This is a genomic window from Bradyrhizobium sp. AT1 (assembly GCF_001590795.1).
In the GTDB taxonomy this organism is placed as follows: domain Bacteria; phylum Pseudomonadota; class Alphaproteobacteria; order Rhizobiales; family Xanthobacteraceae; genus Bradyrhizobium.
This window is the reverse complement of the sequence record NZ_JXDL01000001.1, coordinates 5,669,461-5,685,950: the sequence shown is the minus strand read 5'-3', so window position 1 is coordinate 5,685,950 and position 16,490 is coordinate 5,669,461. Positions and strand designations below refer to the sequence as shown.

Genomic DNA, 16,490 nt, shown 5'->3' with positions numbered 1-16,490 from the left:
TTCAGAGGCTTTCGACACCGTAAATAGCCATGGTTAACCGGCGGTTACGGCCGGCGCGAAGCCGTCATGGCGCGCGGCTTGGCCGTGCCGGCAACCAGCGACGCCCGGGGTGTGACGGCGCGCTCGAGCTCGGCATCACCGAGCAGGCAGGACCGCAAGGCCTCGATCTCCGGACAATCGGCGGTTCCGAGCGGGCCGATCAGGAAGCCGCGCTCCAGAGGCTCGCATTTGTAGCCCGGACAGCGCTGCACCCGGTCCGCGATCACGACATCGACCTTGCCTTCGAGCAGCTCGTGCAGCCCCGCCGGCTGGCTGATGCGAATGGCGACCTGCGGCTCGGCGCGGCGAAACCGAGCCAGGCGCGCCCGCACGCCATCGACGGCGAAGCTCGCGTGCAGCCCGATATGAAGCATCGCGGTGACGCCCTCGGGCTTGAGCTCGGCGGTGGCCTCGGCAAGGCGGCGGAACGCCTTTCGGACCTGCGCCAGATAGGTCTCGCCGGCCGAGGTCAGAATCACCTGCCGCGTGCGCCGCTCGAACAGCTGCACCCCCAGCCGCTCCTCCAGCAGGCGCACCTGCTGGCTGATCGCGCCGGCCGTGACATGCAGCTCGTGGGCGGCCTGCTTGAAGCTGAGATGACGCGCGGCGGCCTCGAAGGCGCGCAGGGCATTGAGTGGCGGCAGCAGATACGTCATGGCCGGCTCCGGACGATGCGGGAAGAGGGGCGAGGATGCATGAGTTTTGCTCGCGCGACAAAAGAGAAATCCTGCTTTGTCGCCGCCGACGGCGGGCGATACCCCGGGGCCGATCCTAGCGCAGCCCGAGGAAGCCCGCCGCAGTGCCGCCCCAAAAGCCGTCGATCGAAAATTCGTACTCCTGGATTCGCCTCGCCGTCTCCATGGCGCTCAGCACACTCGGCTGCGTCGGCATGTGGTCGCTGGTCGTGGCGTTGCCGGCGGTGCAGGCCGATTTCCATGCGCCGCGCGCCGAGGCAGCCCTGCCCTACACGCTCACCATCATCGGCTTCATGATCGGCGGCATCGTCGTCGGCCGCCTGGCGGATCGCTTCGGCATCCTGCCCCCACTGGCGGGCGGTACGATCCTGATGAGTCTCGGCTACGTCCTCACCGCCTTCGCGCCGAGCCTGCCCATGTTCGCGCTGATCTCAGGCGCCACGATCGGCCTTGGCGGCGCGGCGAGCTTCGCGCCCCTGGTCGCCGACGTCTCCCTGTGGTTCGACAGGCGCCGCGGCCTCGCCATTTCCTTTGCGACGGCCGGCAGCTCTCTTGCCGGTGTGGTCTGGCCGCCGGTCGTCCAGCATGCCATCGCCGCACACGGCTGGCGACAAACCCAAATCGGCATCGGACTGTTCTGCCTGGTGACGATGCTGCCGCTCTCCCTGTTTCTGCTGCGGCGGCCGCCATTGCACGCGGCAGCGCGCGCGGCGGCGAGCAGCGGCGACACGATGCAGACTATCGGCCTGTCACCGGCCAGCACCCAGGGCCTGCTCGCCCTCGCCGGGATATGCTGTTGCGTCGCCATGGCGATGCCGCAGGTGCATCTGGTCGCCTATTGCGGCGACCTCGGCTACGGCTCGGAGCGCGGCGCCGAGATGCTGGCGATGATGCTCGGCTTCGCTGTGGCGAGCCGCCTGATTTTCGGCTGGGTGTTGAACCGCATCGGCGGCCTGCCGACGCTGCTACTGGGCTCGGCGATGCAGGCCATGGCGCTCGCGCTCTACCTGCCGTTCAACGGGCTGGTCTCGCTCTACGTCGTGTCGGCGATGTTTGGCCTGGCGCAGGGCGGCATCGTGCCGAGCTATGCCGTGATCGTCCGCGAGCTGTTCCCGGCGCGGGAGGCCGGCTTTCGCGTCAGCCTCGCCATCTCGGTCACGCTTGCCGGCATGGCGCTGGGTGGCTGGATGGCCGGCGCGATCTTCGACCAGGCCGGCTCCTATGCCGCGGCGCTGGTCAATGGCATCGCCTGGAACGTCGTGAACATGGCGATCGCAGCCTGGCTGCTGCAGCGCCAGCGCCGACATGTCGTCGGCGCCTGCGAGGTCCACCTCTCCCTGCGGGAGAGGTGGAGACTCAGCTGATGTTCAGCAGGATTCGCCCCGATGTGCCGCTGCGCATCAAATCCAGCGCGTCGTTGACGTCGTCTAGCGCGAATTCGTGGGTCACGATGCCGCGATAGTTCACCTTGCCGGCATCGCTGAGGCGAACGAGACGCGGGATATCGCGCGCCGGCTGGCATTGCCCGCCTTCCGAGCCCTTCAGCACCTTCTCGAAGTGGAGCGGCAGCGTGTAGATCTCGGCCTTCTCGCGGGGAACGCCGACCAGGATGCAGCGGCCCTTCTTCGCCGTGATCTCGTAGGCGAGCTCGATCAGATTCTTGACGCCGGTGGTCTCGACCACCTTGTCGGGACCGTCGGTGCCGGTAATCGCCCGAACCTCGGCGGCGACATCCTTGACCGCTTCGGAGTTGATGAGATGAGTGGCGCCGAACTGCCGCGCCATCTCGAGCTTGTTGTCGAGGCGGTCGATCGCAATGACGGGATAGGCCCCGACCATCGCGGCAAATTGCACGATGTTCAGTCCGACGCCGCCGACGCCGAACACGACGACGGCTTCGCCGATCGCAATCTGCGCGTCGTTGTTGACGACGCCGAGCGCGGTCGTCACGGCGCAGCCGAGCAGCGGCGCGCTGGTGCGGTCGATCGAGGCCGGAACCGGTGTGACGCGATTCTCCGATACCACGGCATATTCGTTGAAGGTGGTGACCCAGCCGGCGTTGAGGCGCTTGCCGTGCCAGGAATAGACCGGCGTGTTGGACTGGATGCCCTTGCCCGGCCGCCAATGCATGACGACGGTGTCGCCCTGCTTGCAGGAGACGACGCCGGGGCCAGTCTCGACGATCGTTGCCAGCGCTTCGTGCCCCAACAGATGCGGCAGGAACTTGTCGACGCCCTTGACCGCGTCGATCTCGTTGATCTGCGCGCCGCAGATGCTGGAGGTGTGCACATGCGCGAGCACCTGGCCGTGTTCAAGCCTGTCGGGCAAATCGAATTCGTCGACGATCAGCGGCTTGCCGGATTCAACGAGGATGGCCGCCTTGGCAGTCTTGATGTCCATGGGAAGCGTCCGGTCACTCGAAATAAATGAATTCGTAATCGCCGGTGTAACCGAGCTTGCCGTACAGCCAGATCCATTCCGACGTATGCAGGATGGACTCCGCCGTCAGCGCCCAGCATTCGAGGTTGTGCAGCTCGGCGACGTTCCGGTAGCCCTCGACCATGACGTATTTGTTCTTGCCGACCCGCTCGATCTCGTTCAGCGCGGCATTGAGCTCGTAGAGACGGAGATTGTGCAGCGTGCCGAGCGAGATCACGAGATCGAAACTCTGGTCGCCGTAGGGATAGATATCCTGGGCGCGATAGTTGAAGAGATACGGCTTCACCTGCTCATGCGCGTTGGCAAGGCCGTGCTTGGAGATATCGAAGCCCACGACCTTCAGGCCCGGCAGGATCTTCTGCATCTCGTACAGCAGGAAACCCTTGCCGCAGCCGACGTCGAGCACGCTGGAGCCGTCCTTCAGGCCATAGGTCTCGATCAGCGCCTTGGCGACCGGCGCCCAGCGGCCCTCGATGAAGCGGTAACCGCCATAGCCGAAGCGGCGGTCGCCATCCCAATAATCGGCCTCGTATTCCCGCGCCTTCAGCGAGCAGCCGATCTTGTCGTCGTTCATGCGCCCCATGTAGTCGCGCTTGGTCGCCGTATGCAGCGGCGTCACGATATTCAGCAGTCGTCCCATTCAGCCCTCGGATTCCAATGCGCGTTGCGATGGTCGCGGCCGGCCGGGAGCCTTGAGTCGCGACTTGCGAATCCTTCTAGCATTGGTGGTCGAGATCATCATTGCTTCAGATCAATGATGGGGAACTCCGGCGACGGCGCGGTCCGCGGCGGGCTGGGTTCCGCTGCCGGCAGCTGAGCCATGGAATCTGAAGTTCGCATCGCCGCCAAATTGCGGTGTGTTGCAAACATCCCCTCGCTCGCGACTGTGCGGTTTCGCCGCAATGTTTCCGGCGGAATGAGTCACTATATTCAGCGCATCATGGCATATGTCGTCGACATAGACGCGCGCACCGCGCGCTTCGGTCTTCACGCCGGCCGCCTCCAAGCAGGCGGTTAGCCGGACGGTGCTTGCGCCGTCCGGGCTCTTTTCCAGCTTTCGTGACCTCTCCCTGCGAGGTCGTCTTGAAGCAGAAGGAGTGTGCCGTGTTGCCTCTTCCAAAAATCGCGCTGACCGCATCGGACTATCCTCGTCTCGAACAGCTTGCCCGCCGCGCCGCCCAACGAGGCGATCTGGACGGGATATTCCTTCTGGGTGAGATCAACCGCGCCGACATCGTGCCGGACGAGATGAACGATCGCGATTCCCGCGTGACTGTTGGATCGTGGGTCACCTTTTGCACCAATTGGGGCGTTCCGCGCCGCACCGTGCAACTGGTCTGGCCCGAGGAGTGCCGGTCGGATTCCGCCCGCATCTCGATCCTGTCATCTTTGGGAGCGGCTTTGATCGGCCTGCAGGCCGGCGATCAGATGCCCTACGTCGTTGCCGGCTGCCTGAACGTCATCAGGGTTCAGAACGTCAATCGATCGAGCCCGAACGTCGTCAATCTGTTTCCGGCGACTCGGCGGAGCAGGCCGTTCGACGACGATCCTGGACCGACTGCAGCATAGGAGAAACCAATGCAGAACTTCGAAGCCGAGATTCGGGGAGACCATCCCGTGTTGCCGCCGATCCTGCTCGCAAAAGACGAATCGCAGCGTCTCAGCTCGCTGGCGAATTCGACCATGGATCTGTTTCCCGGTGTCGCCCAGTTTCTGGCTCGCGAGCTGGACCGCGCGACGGTCGCGGAAGACAACGACTTGCGCGGCGTGGTCAGGATGGGCTCCAAAGTGACCTATCGCGATGACAAGGGTGCGAGCCGCGAGATCGTGCTGGTCTATCCGCACGAGGCCAACATCGCGCTCAGCCGGATCTCGATCCTGACGCCCGTCGGGGCGGCCCTGATCGGCCTCTCGGTGGGACAGCACATCGCGTTCGAGACGCCGGACAAGCGCATCAGAGGACTGACCGTTCTGGCCGTCTCCGAATCAGAGATGATCGACCGACCCGATCGAGCATGACTCTCTCGCAATAGCGGGCGCGCCGCTACGGATGCGCGCCCCTTTGCCGGCGTGGCTCCCTCACGGATTTGACGGACGACCCGGAAGTTGCTGCAGCACAACGAATTCGCTTCCAGGCCTCGCTACCATGTTCCGGCAGGCCAACTCACGGGAGCGGCGAGGAGATCGGCGTCGTCCACGTCGTCGCCCTCCGCAATTGACTCTCGTCAGGCACGGGAACGGAAACAGCCATGAAGAATATCGGTGCCGGCCAGATCGCCCTGTTGGTTGCGCTCGGAGCCATGTTGATCCTCACAGGCGTTTGGGGATTTTCAGTCTGGGAAGCCAGCAGCGGCGTCGAAATGGGTAAGCATGGCTGGATCGCACTTGGCCTCGGAGCTTTCTTCTCCCTGCTGATCGGCTGCGGGCTGATGGCCCTGATGTTCTTCAGCAGCCGCAGCGGTCACGATGACGTCGCCGATCCCTTCCGCCGCCGGGACGGCGACGACAGGTAGCGGCACGTCGGCCAGCATCCTTACCAACAATTCATTTTCTGCGACCCTCTGACGCTCGCCACGCGGCAAGGGAACGGAGCGGGCAAGCGATCGTTGCTCCCGCACCCTCAGCAACATGGAGTCCGACATGACAATGCGCAGAACTTTCGTCGCCCTCGCGGCCGCTGGAGCGATGCTCTCGACGGCCGCATCGCCGGTGCTCGCGGCGCCTCTGCCGATCGCGAATCCGGGTGCTGACTCCGGCGTGCAGCAGGTGCAGTACCGGCATTGGCACGGACACGGGCATCGGCACGGCTATTACGGCCATCATCACGGTGGGAACGGCGCGGCCGTGCTTGGCGGCCTCGCGGCCGGCGCGATCATCGGCGGCGCAATCGCCAGCAGCCAGGCTCAAGCCAACGCCACGTCCTACTGCGCGCAGCGCTATCGCTCCTACGATCCCGGCTCGGGAACTTATCTGGGTCACGACGGTCTGCGTCACCCCTGCCCATGACGCGCGCATGAGCCTGCGGCAGCCTCCTCGCTCCGAGAGGCTGCCGGCCTTCGGCAGGGGCTTGCGGCTCATTTCAAAGGCGAGACAAGCGCGGCGCGCGCGTCTATTGCACCTCGATGTTCGCGTCCTTGATCAGCTTGCGCCAGCGATCTTCCTCCTGAGCGACATAGCGATCGAGCTCTTCCGGAGCGCTGCCGACCATGATGAGGCCTTCGTTGGCCTCCAGCTTCTTGAAAGCGCCTGACTGTACCGCCTTTGCGATCGCCTGGTTCAGGCGCGCGATCACCGGAGCAGGCGTCTTGGCCGGCGCGTAGAGGCCGTACCAGGACTCGGCGGCGTAGCCGGGCACGCCGGCCTCCGCGACGGTGGGCAATTGCGGAAACGCTGCTGACCGCTCGGCAGACGTGACGGCCAGCGCCCGGAGCTGACCCGCCGCCACCAGCGAGGCCGCGCTCGCCACCGTAGTGAACATCACGTCGATCTGTCCGCCCAAGAGATCGCTGATCGCAGGCGCCGCGCCCTTGTACGGCACCGCTGTCATCTTGACTTTCGCCATTGCATTGAACAGCTCGCCCGCCAGGTGCGCCGAGGTGCCGGTGCCGAACGTCCCGAAATTGAGCTTGCCCGGATTGGCCTTGGCCTCCGTGATCAAATCGGAAATCGAGTTGATCTTGGATGCGGGGTTGACGACGACGATGTTGAAGGAGCGCGCGATCAGCGAGACCGCGGCGAAATCCTTGTGCGGATCGAACGGCAGCTTGTTGTACAGGCTCGGGTTCACTGCGTGCGCGAAGGTCGCCATCAGCAGCGAATAGCCGTCAGGCTCGCTGGTCGCCACCGTCTGGGTGCCGATGATGGTCCCGGCGCCGGGCTTGTTCTCGATGATGACGGACTTGCCGAGATCCGCCTGGATTTCCTGCGCTGTCGTTCGCGCCATGATGTCGGTGCCGCCACCGGCTGCGAACGGCACCACGATCTTCACGATCTTGTCGGGATATTCGGCGCGCGCCGGCGTCAGTCCCAGGCCTGCGACGACCGCACAGGCTAAGACGGTGAGATCGAGCCATCGCCGCACGGCGAAATTCTTTCCGCGCGCGCTGTGGTGATTGATGCTTCCGCCAATGGCCATCTGGAGCTCCATGCGATCTTGTTCAGACATTGAGAACAACCAATCCGTCCGCTGCCTTCACGCCCTCACCGGCCGGCAGGACGAACACCGGATTGATTTCCGCCTCGGAAAGCCGGTCGCCGAGCTGCGCAACCATGCGCGAGAACGCGACCACCGCTGCTGCGAGCGCATCGACATCGCATGCCGGCCGGCCCCGAAAGCCGTCCAGCAAGGGCCAGGTGACGAGGTCGCGCGCCATCGCGCGCGCCGCGGACAGATCGAGGCCGCCCTGCGGCGGAAGCAGGCGCATCGTGGTGTCCTTGAACAGTTCGGCCGCGACGCCGCCCATGCCGACAAGGATCGCGGTTCCAAGGGAATCGCGATGCATTCCGAGAATGATCTCGACGCCGCCCGAGATCATCTCCTGGACCAGGAACTGGTCGGGCCGTTTCCCGGTCCTGGCCTCGACCTCATCGGCCATCGCCGTCAGGCGGCCGCCGATCGTCTCGACCGTCAAATTGACCGCGACGCCGCCGACATCGCTCTTGTGCGCGATCTCGCGCGAGAGGACCTTGAGCACGACCCGGCCACCGAGGTCACGCGCCGCCTGTTCCGCTTCGCGCACGGTTGCGACCACTCTCTCCGCCACGACAGGAATCCCAAAGCGCGCGAACAGCGCCTTGGCCTGCGCTTCATCGAGCGATCCAGCCGGGACATCGCCGACATCGACCGTCATCAGGGGCGAGGTGGATGTCTGAACCTGCTCCGGCATCGCAGCCCGCAGCAGCCCATCGAGCGCAGCCGTGCAACTCTCGGCGGAAGTATAGGCAGGGACTCCGCGCCGCGTGAGGACGGAGACGACCTCGGGCGCATAAGGACTGACATAGGCAATGACCGGCTTGTCGCTGAGCGGCAGGCAGTCACGGATGGCGTCGGCCAGCAGGCCCGGCGACCCCACGGCTGACGAGCCGGCAATGACGACCAGCGCGTCATAGGAGGGACTTGCGAGCAGGATGCGGATGGCGCCGCGCAGCAGATCCGGCTGCAGGCCGGCCAGGGTCACGTCGATCGGATTGCGATCGAGATTGGCATGCGATCCCGACTGCAAGGCTCGCAATTGCGCGGCCGTCTCTGCATCGGGCGCGGGTGTCGTAAAGCCGGCGACGCCGAGACTGTCGGACACGATCGTGCCGGCACCGCCGGTCGAAGTGAGGATCGCGACACGCCGGCCGGAGAGTTTCCGTCCCGCTGAAAGGGCTGCGGGAATGTCGAGCAGGTCTTCGAACGTCCTGGCGCGGATCACGCCGAGTTGCGTGAACAGGGCGTCGTACATGCGATCGGAGCCGGCCAGCGCCCCGGTGTGCGAGACGGCCGCCTGGGCGCCCGCCTCCGACCGCCCGATCTTGAAGGCGACGATGGGTTTGCCGGCGCGGCGCGCCCTCAGGACTGCTTCCCGAAAGCGAGGCGGATTGCGGATCGCCTCGATGTAGAGCGCAATGACTTTCGTCGCATCGTCTTCGGCAAGGAATTCGATGAAATCGGAGAGCTCGAGATCGGCCTCGTTGCTGGTCGACACCAGCTTGGACAGCCCGACCCCGCGCGCCGCGGCGCGCGACAGCACGGCGCCGAGAATGCCCCCGCTTTGCGAGATCAGCCCGATGGCCCCCGCCGGGAAGTGATCCATCGCCAGCGCACCCGACGCCGACAGCACGATATTGTCGGTGAGATTGACGAGGCCGATCGTGTTCGGCCCGAGGACCCGCATCGAGCCGGCGGCTTGCATCAGCTGCTGCTGGCGCGCGGCACCTTCCGGCCCGGTTTCGGTGAAGCCGCTGGCAAGAACAATTGCCGCTGCAGCCCCCCGCTCGGACAATTCGCGCACCGCGACATGCGCGCGCTCGGCGCCGAGCAGGACAAGACCGACGTCGGGCACGTCAGGCAGCGAAGCGACGTCGGCATAGCATTTGAGACCGCCGATGTCCGCGACCTTCGGATTGATGGGGTAGATCGCACCCGCAAAGCCATGCTTCTGCAGGTACGACACTGGCCGCCCCGAGGTCTTGCTCGGATCCGCGGACGCACCGATGATTGCGATGCTGCGCGGCCGGATCAGGCGTTCGATCGCGCTCATCACTCACTCCTTCGCGGAGGATTGCGCGAGGAACGCCGTCACGGCGTCGCGATGTTCTGCGCTGGTGTAGCAGATGGCCTGCGCCTGGCTGCCGAGATTGAAGATGTCGTGCGCGGAATGCTCGAAGGTCTCGTTCAGGATCTTCTTGCTCAGCGCCAGCGCCGTGGGGGACCCCTGAGCCAGCTCGGCCGCCCAGGCCTGCGCGGCCGGCAGCAGCTCGGCCGCAGCCACCTTGCGGTCGACGATGCCGAGCGCGAGCGCTTCGTCGGCCTCGACGATGCGGCCGGAGAAGATCAGCTCCTTGGCCCTCGCGAGGCCCACGCGCCGCGGCAGGAAATACAGCCCGCCGCCATCGGGGATCAAACCGCGCTTGATGTAGGACCAGGTGAATTTCGAGCGTTCCGTTGCCATGACGAAGTCGCAGGCCAGCGCGGTATCCGCCCCGAGCCCCGCAGCCGCGCCGTTGACCGCGGCAATGGTCGGCTTCGGCAGCCCCAGCAGCAGCGATTGCACGTGATGCACGCCCTGTTGACGGCTCCATCCGTTGAAGGCGACCTCGCCCTGCGGCGCCTCGAGCCGCCGCTTCATGCCGCTGATGTCACCGCCGGCACAGAAGGCGTGGCCACGCCCAGTCAGCACCAGGGCCTTGATCGTCTTGTCGCGGGCGACGGTTTCGAGTGCGGCTGCGAATTCGGCGCGCATCTCGTCGCTCATGGCGTTGCGTCGTTCCGGGCGGTTGAAGGCGATCGTCGCGACGCCGGCCTCGAGCGAAAATTCGATGAGCTGATAGGACATGGCGGGCTCCGTGCGGGCTTTTCGAATGCCGATGTCAGGCCGTGCCGCTTCCTCGTCGAGCCGTGCGCGGCCAAGCATTCTTCTTTCCGGTGGCTATAGCGGCTTGCACCCTCCGCAACATCCCCCTAATTCCACTAAGTGGAAATGGCGACGGAGCTGGGGACATGGCGGAGGCGCGCAGATACGCAGGCGGGATTGACGGCAACCGGTCGCTCGAACGGGGCATCGAGATCTTGCGGGCGTTCCGGCCCGGCGTCGACACGCTGGGCAACGGCGAGATCGCGGAGCGAACAGGTTTGCCGCGATCGACCGTCAGCCGGCTGACGCGAACGCTGGTCAATTCCGGGATGCTCGACGAGGTCCGTCACCAGCGGACCTACCGCCTTGCCGCGTCCGTCCTCAGCATCGGCCACGCCATGCGGACGGGATCACCGGTGCTCAACGCGATCGGCCCGATGATGCGGGCCGAATCGGCCAAGCGCCGGCTCAACGTCGGGCTCGCGACGGCGGATCGGACCATGATGGTTTATCTCGAATCGATCCGCTACAGCCCGCGCGCGGCGTTGCGCAACGTCGTCGCCGGCCAGCAGGTCCCCATGGAGTTGACGTCGCTGGGGCGCGCCTACCTCGCCGGCATTGCCGAGACCGAGCGCGAGCGCTTGCTGAAGTTGTTCAAGCGGCGCAACAGTGCCGCGACCAAGGCGCTGCTCGCAGAAGTGAGGAGATCGATCAGCGCCGTCGAACGCGACGGCTATTGCGCCGTGTCGTGGCAACCCGCCGTGCTCGCCGTCGCAACGCCCATCGTGCTACCCGGGCTTCCGGTCTACGCCCTCAACATGAGCCTGCAAAATGTCGACCGGTCCGCTGCGCTGGCGAACGAGATGGGCGCGTACCTCAATGCGTTTGCGGCGAAGTGCAAGGAGGTGCTGGCAGGCGGTTGACGTTGATTGAGACCCTTACAATTTTCCATAGACGCGCGCCGCGACCGCCTTCAGGCGCTCGACCGAGCCGGATTCCGGATGCGGCTTGACCGGCGCGAACAGGATCGAGGCCTGCCTGCCGTTCTTCCAGACATAGATGTTGACGGCATTGCCGTTGCCCTTGGTGCAGGAATGCTCGCCGAACGCTTCGCTGCCGAGATCGGGGATCGCGACGTGCTTGCAGGGACCTGCGCGCTTCATCATGCCGACGGCGGTGTCGCGCGAGGTGGCGATCACCGCAACCGTCATGGTGTTGGCCTCGCGATCGAACATCATGCAGCTGCCCGCGCCGGTCCGTTGCACCGTCAGCGTGCTCGCGTCGAGAAAGCCGTCGGCGTCGGCGGCCGTGAGCCACTCGCAAGTGCCGAAGCGCTCGCTGCTCTTGCTCACGCTTGCGATGGCAATGCGCGCCGCTTCAGTGAGCGGAGCGAGCAGCGCATCGTCGGCACGCCGGCCGATCGGATAGACGGTCATCTGGAGAATGTAATCACCGGCCAAGGCGACGACCGAGGCCTCCTGGCGCTCCGCACCGGCGGCGCTCGTTCCGCGCTGACCTTCGTCGCCGACCCCAGACACCGCGCTGAGCGGCATGCGCTCACCGAGCGTCTTGACGAAGGTGGCATACAATTCCCTGGCACGGTCCTTGTCGGGATTGCGGAACACGGAGAGCATCATCGTGTCGCCGCGCCCGGCCTGGTAGATGCAGCCGCGGCCGTCCTGATTTGAGATCAGCGACCATTTGAACGCCGGCATCGCGCCGGCGAGCTCCTTGGCGCTGATGAACGGGCAGGGTTCGGCCGCGCGCGCCGGGGCAGACGCGATGGCAAGGAAGAGAGCGAGGCCGGAGAGCAGGCGACTGATAGTGGGCATGGGACGTACTTAATATCGATACGGCACGCCGCGGCGGTTGAAGATGGACACTGCTGCTTCGCCGCGGCGGCTAGATAGCGTGGTACGCGCGATTGCGCGAAGATTTCCGCCCCTCGATCAGGCTGCCGGTTTAGCTTCGCGCGCCGGAGCGATCTTGCGCAGCGTGGCACCCAGCTCGTCCTCGGCCCGTTCGAGGTCGTACTGTGTCTGGATGCCCATCCAGAACGCGGCCGAGGTGCCGAAATATCTGCCAAGCCGAAGGGCGGTGTCCGCGGTCACCGGGGTTTGCTCATTAGCCAACCGCTCAATTCGCGTGCGCGGCACGCCGACAGCACGGGCCACTGCGTAAGGCGAGAGGTCCAGGGGGCGCAGGAATTCCTCGCGCAGGACCTCTCCGGGATGAACAGGGGGAAGCTTCTTCGCCATGACCGCACGCCTTTCAATGATAATCCACGATCTCGACCTCCTCCGGTCCCTGATCGCTCCATCGGAATACGATCCGCCATTGATCGTTTATTCGGATCGAATGCTTGCCAGCCAGGTCGCCTCGCAAAGCTTCCAGTCGGTTGCCCGGCGGCGCCATGAGATCACCAAGCATTGTGGCGTTGTTCAGCTGCACCAGTTTTCGGCGGGCCACTTTGGCAACGTCGGTCGGAAACCCCTTCGGAACACGTCGCTGTTGGAAGATCAACGCAGCGAACGCACCTCGGAAGCTTCTGATCATCACTCGTATGTATCATGATGTGATACTAAACGCAATCTGGATTGGCCACCTCGTGGCGGTCGCCTCGTCCCACCAGCGGAGCTAGGGCCTTTGAGTGAGGTCCAATTCGAGACTGACGCCGAATGAACAAGTCCGGCAACCGATGCGCGGCGCGGGTCGGGTCAGCGCAGGGCCGTCGTCACCGCCCGTTATATTCAGCCCAGCAGTCCGCCGTTTCATAGACCCGGACGGCCCACAGCTGCGGAAGGCTCGGCTTCAACCGGTCCCAGATCCAGATCGCAATATTCTCGGCGGTCGGGTTCTCGAGGCCTGCGACCTCGTTCAGGCAGCGGTGATCCAGCGCCTCCAGGATGTCGGCGAAGCATTTTTCGATGTCGAAGAAATCAGCGACGAAACCGGTGTGCGGATCGACCGGCCCGTCCAGCTGGACCTCGACCCGGTAGGAATGACCATGCAGCCGCCGGCATCGGTGGGTCTCAGGCACGTTGGGCAGCCGATGCGCCGCCTCGAACTTGAACGCCTGCGATATCCTCATTCCGCTCCTCACACGGCGTAGCCATCCGGTCTCAGGCCCGTCTGGCGACCAGATGCTGCTTGATCCCAACCTTTCGGCGAAGAATGGCGCGCCCGGAACGATTCGAACGTCCGACCCTCAGATTCGTAGTCTGATGCTCTATCCAGCTGAGCTACGGGCGCGTTTTTCGCAAACAGCGCGGGCTGGGCCCGCAAGCAGTCCCCGGCAGAGCCGGAGGGGGTGCGAAAGAGCGCTTTGACTAACCGCTCTTGCCCGGATTGGCAAGGTCCGGGATGGAGAGATTTTCGCGGATTTTCACTCATCTCTCCGTCATTCCGGGGCGCGACAAAATCGCGGGCCCGGAATCCATAAGCACCAGCTGGGGTTATGGATTCCGGGCCCGACCCTTCGGGTGGTCCCGGAATGACGGAATGAGTGAGATTGTCGGCCACTGGCCGACCTACGCCCTCTGGCGCTCGTTGCGGATGGAGAGCAGTTCCACGGGGCGGTCGGGGATGACGATGCGGAAGGTGGCTCCGATGGTGCCTTCGACCAGGTGGATGTCGCCGCCATGAGCGCGGACCAGCTCGGCGGCGATGGCAAGGCCCAGGCCGCTGCCGCCGGGGCGGCCGGAGGTCTGGAACGCCTCGAACAGGTGCTGCCGGGTCTTCGGGGGTACGCCGGGGCCGGTGTCGGACACCTCGATGATCGCCACGGCGCCCTCGCGCTTGCCGGTGATCCGGATCTGCTGCGGGCCGCCTTCGCCGGAGGAATGACTCTCCAGCGCCTGAGCGGCATTGCGGACGAGGTTGAGCAGCACCCGGAATAGCTGATCGGGATCGGCATCGACCGCCAGCCCGCGCTCGATCGCAGCAACCCAGGCGATCGAGGCGTCGGAGGCGAGGCCCGCGGTCTCCCGCACCTCCAGCACGACAGGCTCGATCATGATCATGCGGCGGTCCGGCGCGGCCTCCTGGGCGCGGCCGTAGGACAGCGTCGACTGGCAGAAGGCGATGGCGCGCTCGAGCGAGCGCACCAGTTTCGGCGCAAAGCGCTGCACCCGCGGATCCGGCACGCTGGCGAGCTGATCCGACAGCAGCTGGGCCGAGGCCAGCAGATTGCGCAGATCGTGATTGATCTTGGACACCGCGAGGCCAAGGGCTGCGAGCCGGCTCTTCTGATTCAGCATCGACATCAAATCGCGCTGCATGTCCGACAATTCGCGCTCGGCGACCCCGATCTCGTCGCTGCGCTGGCTCGGCACGATGATGCCCGCGGAGCTTTCCGGGTTCTCGTGGAAGCCGACCAGGCTCGCGGTGAGCCGCCGCATCGGGCGCACGAAGAGATAATGAAGCGCGAGATAGACGAGGCCCGCGGTCAGAACCGCGATGATCAGCGCGACCACCACGACGTTGCGGGAGAAACGATACATCTGCTGCCGCAGCGGCAGCTCGTCGGTGACGATCTCGATGAACTGGGCATTGCCGACGCCGGGACCGACGATGCGGATGGCCTGGTTGCCGGTCTCCAGCATCATCCGGAACGAGCCGGTGATGGCCTCCCACGCCGTCATGTCGCGGAGGTCGATGTCATGCTCGAGGGCGGCCGGAATGTTGTCGCTGGCGAGCAGACGGCGCTGCTGCCCCATCTTGATGGCGACGGCGCGGGCGTTGATGCTCTTCAGAATCTGGCGCGACAGCGAATCGGGGACCATGCCGAGCGGCGCCGCATCGAGCACCAGCGCCGCAGTGTTGGCTGCCGCGACGCGGTCGTTCAGCCGGTTGACCCAGAAGTTGGCGATAGCGGGCACGTAAAGCAGGCTGGCCGCGATCATCACCAGGGGAATGGTGAGCAGCAGCAGCTTGCCGGACAGCCCGAGCGTCCCGCGCGGGCGTACCGCCGGCGGGTCCGGCTGATCCTGATCCTGGATCGGCTGGAGGTCTGTCGCTGCCACGAAATTCGCCCTCGCTGCCTTTGGCGTATGAAGGATCGGCGGTAGAAGGATGCGACCCGTCCCCGGTCCGGTCAAATTACGGATCGCTAATCTACCAAGGTGGGATGTAAGCGCAGATATCGCGAGTCGCCACCTCAAGGGTTAAAAACCCCGCGCAAACAGCGATATTCACCGGAAACGTGCGCTTGTGCGGCGTTGACGAAAACAAGGCGCTCGCTTATAAGCCGCGCAAATTGTCCGCGATGACCCGGTGCGACACCGGGAGCGGCTCTCTTGGGGCCGGAAACGGCCCGTTTTGGGCCGCATCTTCCGGACTTTACCATCAATTCTACAGGCAAATTGCCCGGTCAGCGGAGAAAAACCCGTGAAGCGGACTTATCAACCCAGCAAACTGGTGCGCAAGCGCCGTCACGGCTTCCGTGCCCGTCTCGCCACTGCCGGCGGCCGCAAGGTTCTCGCCGCCCGCCGCGCCCGCGGCCGCAAGCGTCTGAGCGCCTGAGCCGGACCCTCTTTTCCGGGATTTCATCATGGATCGGCTGAGGCAGCGGGCGGATTTCCTCGCCGTTGCCAATGGCGCGCGGGTGAACAGTCCTGCGTTCGTCCTGCAAAGCCGCCCCCGCGATGATGGCGGCCCGGTCCGGGTCGGCTTCACCGTGACCAAAAAGAACGGCAACGCCCCCGAGCGCAATCGCATCCGGCGCCGGCTTCGCGAATTGGTGAAGCGGCTCGATCCGGTGTCGATGCAGCCCCATCATGATTATGTGCTGGTTGGCCGAAGGGATGCGCTCTCGCGCCCCTTCGCGACCATGCTCGACGATCTGCGCATAGCGTTCACGAGGCCGGCACGGCATACGGCCAAGGTGCCGACGAAGGCGCGCGGCCAAAGGCCAGGCCACGCCGCAGCGACCAGCCGCAAACCAGATTGATGACGAGACAATAGTGATGACCGACAATCGCAATACCATCCTCGCCGTCATTCTGTCGGGCCTCGTCCTGATCGCCTGGCAGTATTTCTACAATGTGCCGGCGATGGAGAAGCAGCGCGCCCAACAGCAGGCGCAATCCGAGCTCCAGAAGGGCACGCCGCAGCCGACCGCCTCTGCGACGCCGGGCGCGGCGCCGCAGCCGGGTGCTGCGACCCAGCCGGCAACGCCGGGCGCAAACCAGGCGGCCCAGCCGGTCGTGGCGCGCGATGCCGCGATCGCCGGCAGCCCGCGCGTGAAGATCGACACGCC

Annotated in this window: 20 protein-coding genes, 1 tRNA gene and 2 pseudogenes; 11 read left to right on the top strand and 12 right to left on the bottom strand. The window is 65.2% G+C overall.

Translation table 11 applies throughout. The features are described 5' to 3' along the window. Positions 1 to 44: 44 nt before the first annotated feature. A complete protein-coding gene (locus SE92_RS37395) occupies positions 45 to 695 on the bottom strand; it encodes a LysR family transcriptional regulator (RefSeq protein ID WP_063199936.1) in 651 nt (216 codons plus the stop codon). Between the two features lie 203 nt (positions 696 to 898). Between SE92_RS37395 and SE92_RS26305 the strand changes: the two genes are divergently transcribed. After that, entirely contained in the window at positions 899 to 2,098 is a 1,200-nt protein-coding gene (locus SE92_RS26305; RefSeq protein ID WP_063199933.1) for an MFS transporter, read from the top strand. Here SE92_RS26305 and SE92_RS26300 read toward each other — a convergent pair. Further along, positions 2,091 to 3,134, bottom strand: a complete 1,044-nt coding sequence (locus SE92_RS26300) for a zinc-binding dehydrogenase (RefSeq protein WP_063199930.1) — start codon at positions 3,132 to 3,134, stop codon at positions 2,091 to 2,093. The genes SE92_RS26305 and SE92_RS26300 overlap by 8 nt on opposite strands. A 13-nt stretch (positions 3,135 to 3,147) precedes the next feature. Further along, entirely contained in the window at positions 3,148 to 3,813 is a 666-nt protein-coding gene (locus tag SE92_RS26295) for a class I SAM-dependent methyltransferase (RefSeq protein WP_063199927.1), read from the bottom strand. Between the two features lie 180 nt (positions 3,814 to 3,993). Between SE92_RS26295 and SE92_RS36100 the strand changes: the two genes are divergently transcribed. The 5 genes from SE92_RS36100 to SE92_RS26275 all read left to right on the top strand — a co-directional run bounded on the left by SE92_RS36100 (position 3,994) and on the right by SE92_RS26275 (position 6,179). Further along, positions 3,994 to 4,191, top strand: coding sequence for a hypothetical protein (locus tag SE92_RS36100; RefSeq protein ID WP_157095683.1), 198 nt, complete (start codon positions 3,994 to 3,996; stop codon positions 4,189 to 4,191). 86 nt (positions 4,192 to 4,277) lie between these two features. Beyond that, positions 4,278 to 4,742 (top strand): GreA/GreB family elongation factor, encoded by a 465-nt coding sequence (locus SE92_RS26290; protein WP_245324699.1) that lies wholly within the window; start codon positions 4,278 to 4,280, stop codon positions 4,740 to 4,742. Positions 4,743 to 4,751: 9 nt separating this feature from the next. After that, positions 4,752 to 5,192, top strand: a complete 441-nt coding sequence (gene rnk, locus SE92_RS26285; RefSeq protein WP_063199921.1) for a nucleoside diphosphate kinase regulator — start codon at positions 4,752 to 4,754, stop codon at positions 5,190 to 5,192. A gap of 230 nt (positions 5,193 to 5,422) precedes the next feature. Further along, positions 5,423 to 5,686: a hypothetical protein gene (locus SE92_RS26280; RefSeq protein ID WP_063199918.1), complete on the top strand. Its 264-nt coding sequence runs from the start codon at positions 5,423 to 5,425 to the stop codon at positions 5,684 to 5,686. A gap of 127 nt (positions 5,687 to 5,813) precedes the next feature. Next, a complete protein-coding gene (locus SE92_RS26275) occupies positions 5,814 to 6,179 on the top strand; it encodes a BA14K family protein (protein WP_063203767.1) in 366 nt (121 codons plus the stop codon). Between the two features lie 103 nt (positions 6,180 to 6,282). On the opposite strand, the gene SE92_RS26270 is transcribed toward SE92_RS26275, so the two are convergent. Genes SE92_RS26270 through SE92_RS26260 form a run of 3 tightly spaced genes read right to left on the bottom strand, consistent with a single transcriptional unit; the run spans position 6,283 to position 10,213 of the window. Continuing rightward, a complete protein-coding gene (locus tag SE92_RS26270; protein WP_063203766.1) occupies positions 6,283 to 7,308 on the bottom strand; it encodes a tripartite tricarboxylate transporter substrate binding protein in 1,026 nt (341 codons plus the stop codon). Between the two features lie 22 nt (positions 7,309 to 7,330). Further along, on the bottom strand, positions 7,331 to 9,418 hold the full coding sequence (locus SE92_RS26265) for an acetate--CoA ligase family protein (protein ID WP_063199916.1): 2,088 nt from the start codon (positions 9,416 to 9,418) through the stop codon (positions 7,331 to 7,333). Between the two features lie 3 nt (positions 9,419 to 9,421). Then, entirely contained in the window at positions 9,422 to 10,213 is a 792-nt protein-coding gene (locus SE92_RS26260) for an enoyl-CoA hydratase/isomerase family protein (RefSeq protein ID WP_063199913.1), read from the bottom strand. Between the two features lie 164 nt (positions 10,214 to 10,377). Between SE92_RS26260 and SE92_RS37215 the strand changes: the two are divergent. Both SE92_RS37215 and SE92_RS26255 read left to right on the top strand, forming a co-directional pair. After that, a pseudogene (locus SE92_RS37215) lies at positions 10,378 to 10,557 on the top strand (helix-turn-helix domain-containing protein); the annotation flags it as partial. Between the two features lie 3 nt (positions 10,558 to 10,560). Beyond that, positions 10,561 to 11,154 (top strand): IclR family transcriptional regulator domain-containing protein, encoded by a 594-nt coding sequence (locus tag SE92_RS26255; protein WP_245324827.1) that lies wholly within the window; start codon positions 10,561 to 10,563, stop codon positions 11,152 to 11,154. Positions 11,155 to 11,169: 15 nt separating this feature from the next. Here the strand turns inward: SE92_RS26255 and SE92_RS26250 are convergent, their stop codons facing one another. The 6 genes from SE92_RS26250 to SE92_RS26225 all read right to left on the bottom strand — a co-directional run bounded on the left by SE92_RS26250 (position 11,170) and on the right by SE92_RS26225 (position 15,255). Further along, entirely contained in the window at positions 11,170 to 12,063 is an 894-nt protein-coding gene (locus tag SE92_RS26250; RefSeq protein ID WP_063199908.1) for a hypothetical protein, read from the bottom strand. Positions 12,064 to 12,180: 117 nt separating this feature from the next. Next, positions 12,181 to 12,489 (bottom strand): HigA family addiction module antitoxin, encoded by a 309-nt coding sequence (locus SE92_RS26245; protein ID WP_063199905.1) that lies wholly within the window; start codon positions 12,487 to 12,489, stop codon positions 12,181 to 12,183. 13 nt (positions 12,490 to 12,502) lie between these two features. Beyond that, positions 12,503 to 12,787 (bottom strand): type II toxin-antitoxin system RelE/ParE family toxin, encoded by a 285-nt coding sequence (locus SE92_RS26240; protein WP_063199902.1) that lies wholly within the window; start codon positions 12,785 to 12,787, stop codon positions 12,503 to 12,505. A gap of 178 nt (positions 12,788 to 12,965) precedes the next feature. Continuing rightward, on the bottom strand, positions 12,966 to 13,322 hold the full coding sequence (gene queD / locus SE92_RS26235; RefSeq protein ID WP_063199899.1) for a 6-carboxytetrahydropterin synthase QueD: 357 nt from the start codon (positions 13,320 to 13,322) through the stop codon (positions 12,966 to 12,968). 84 nt (positions 13,323 to 13,406) lie between these two features. Beyond that, positions 13,407 to 13,483 (bottom strand) — tRNA-Arg (locus SE92_RS26230). Between the two features lie 278 nt (positions 13,484 to 13,761). Next, entirely contained in the window at positions 13,762 to 15,255 is a 1,494-nt protein-coding gene (locus SE92_RS26225; RefSeq protein ID WP_198172784.1) for a sensor histidine kinase, read from the bottom strand. Positions 15,256 to 15,619: 364 nt separating this feature from the next. Between SE92_RS26225 and rpmH the strand changes: the two genes are divergently transcribed. The 3 genes and pseudogenes from rpmH to SE92_RS26210 form a co-directional block, all read left to right on the top strand. Then, entirely contained in the window at positions 15,620 to 15,754 is a 135-nt protein-coding gene (gene rpmH / locus SE92_RS35160; RefSeq protein ID WP_008542748.1) for a 50S ribosomal protein L34, read from the top strand. A gap of 28 nt (positions 15,755 to 15,782) precedes the next feature. Further along, positions 15,783 to 16,181, top strand: coding sequence for a ribonuclease P protein component (gene rnpA / locus SE92_RS26215; protein ID WP_063199891.1), 399 nt, complete (start codon positions 15,783 to 15,785; stop codon positions 16,179 to 16,181). Positions 16,182 to 16,197: 16 nt separating this feature from the next. Continuing rightward, positions 16,198 to 16,490 (top strand): annotated as a pseudogene (locus tag SE92_RS26210) (membrane protein insertase YidC); the annotation flags it as partial.

What these genes read in the sequence shown, in the direction of transcription:
- SE92_RS26275 (WP_063203767.1), top strand. Translation starts at nt 5,814, where the DNA reads ATGACAATGCGCAGAACTTTCGTCGCCCTCGCGGCCGCTGGAGCGATG.
- SE92_RS26260 (WP_063199913.1), bottom strand. Translation starts at nt 10,213, where the DNA reads ATGTCCTATCAGCTCATCGAATTTTCGCTCGAGGCCGGCGTCGCGACG.
- SE92_RS26255 (WP_245324827.1), top strand. Translation starts at nt 10,561, where the DNA reads ATGCTCGACGAGGTCCGTCACCAGCGGACCTACCGCCTTGCCGCGTCC.
- SE92_RS36100 (WP_157095683.1), top strand. Translation starts at nt 3,994, where the DNA reads ATGGAATCTGAAGTTCGCATCGCCGCCAAATTGCGGTGTGTTGCAAAC.
- SE92_RS26280 (WP_063199918.1), top strand. Translation starts at nt 5,423, where the DNA reads ATGAAGAATATCGGTGCCGGCCAGATCGCCCTGTTGGTTGCGCTCGGA.
- SE92_RS26295 (WP_063199927.1), bottom strand. Translation starts at nt 3,813, where the DNA reads ATGGGACGACTGCTGAATATCGTGACGCCGCTGCATACGGCGACCAAG.
- SE92_RS26250 (WP_063199908.1), bottom strand. Translation starts at nt 12,063, where the DNA reads ATGCCCACTATCAGTCGCCTGCTCTCCGGCCTCGCTCTCTTCCTTGCC.
- SE92_RS26240 (WP_063199902.1), bottom strand. Translation starts at nt 12,787, where the DNA reads ATGATCAGAAGCTTCCGAGGTGCGTTCGCTGCGTTGATCTTCCAACAG.
- SE92_RS26270 (WP_063203766.1), bottom strand. Translation starts at nt 7,308, where the DNA reads ATGGCCATTGGCGGAAGCATCAATCACCACAGCGCGCGCGGAAAGAAT.
- queD (WP_063199899.1), bottom strand. Translation starts at nt 13,322, where the DNA reads ATGAGGATATCGCAGGCGTTCAAGTTCGAGGCGGCGCATCGGCTGCCC.
- SE92_RS26245 (WP_063199905.1), bottom strand. Translation starts at nt 12,489, where the DNA reads ATGGCGAAGAAGCTTCCCCCTGTTCATCCCGGAGAGGTCCTGCGCGAG.
- SE92_RS26305 (WP_063199933.1), top strand. Translation starts at nt 899, where the DNA reads ATGGCGCTCAGCACACTCGGCTGCGTCGGCATGTGGTCGCTGGTCGTG.
- SE92_RS26300 (WP_063199930.1), bottom strand. Translation starts at nt 3,134, where the DNA reads ATGGACATCAAGACTGCCAAGGCGGCCATCCTCGTTGAATCCGGCAAG.
- SE92_RS26265 (WP_063199916.1), bottom strand. Translation starts at nt 9,418, where the DNA reads ATGAGCGCGATCGAACGCCTGATCCGGCCGCGCAGCATCGCAATCATC.
- rnk (WP_063199921.1), top strand. Translation starts at nt 4,752, where the DNA reads ATGCAGAACTTCGAAGCCGAGATTCGGGGAGACCATCCCGTGTTGCCG.
- SE92_RS37395 (WP_063199936.1), bottom strand. Translation starts at nt 695, where the DNA reads ATGACGTATCTGCTGCCGCCACTCAATGCCCTGCGCGCCTTCGAGGCC.
- rnpA (WP_063199891.1), top strand. Translation starts at nt 15,783, where the DNA reads ATGGATCGGCTGAGGCAGCGGGCGGATTTCCTCGCCGTTGCCAATGGC.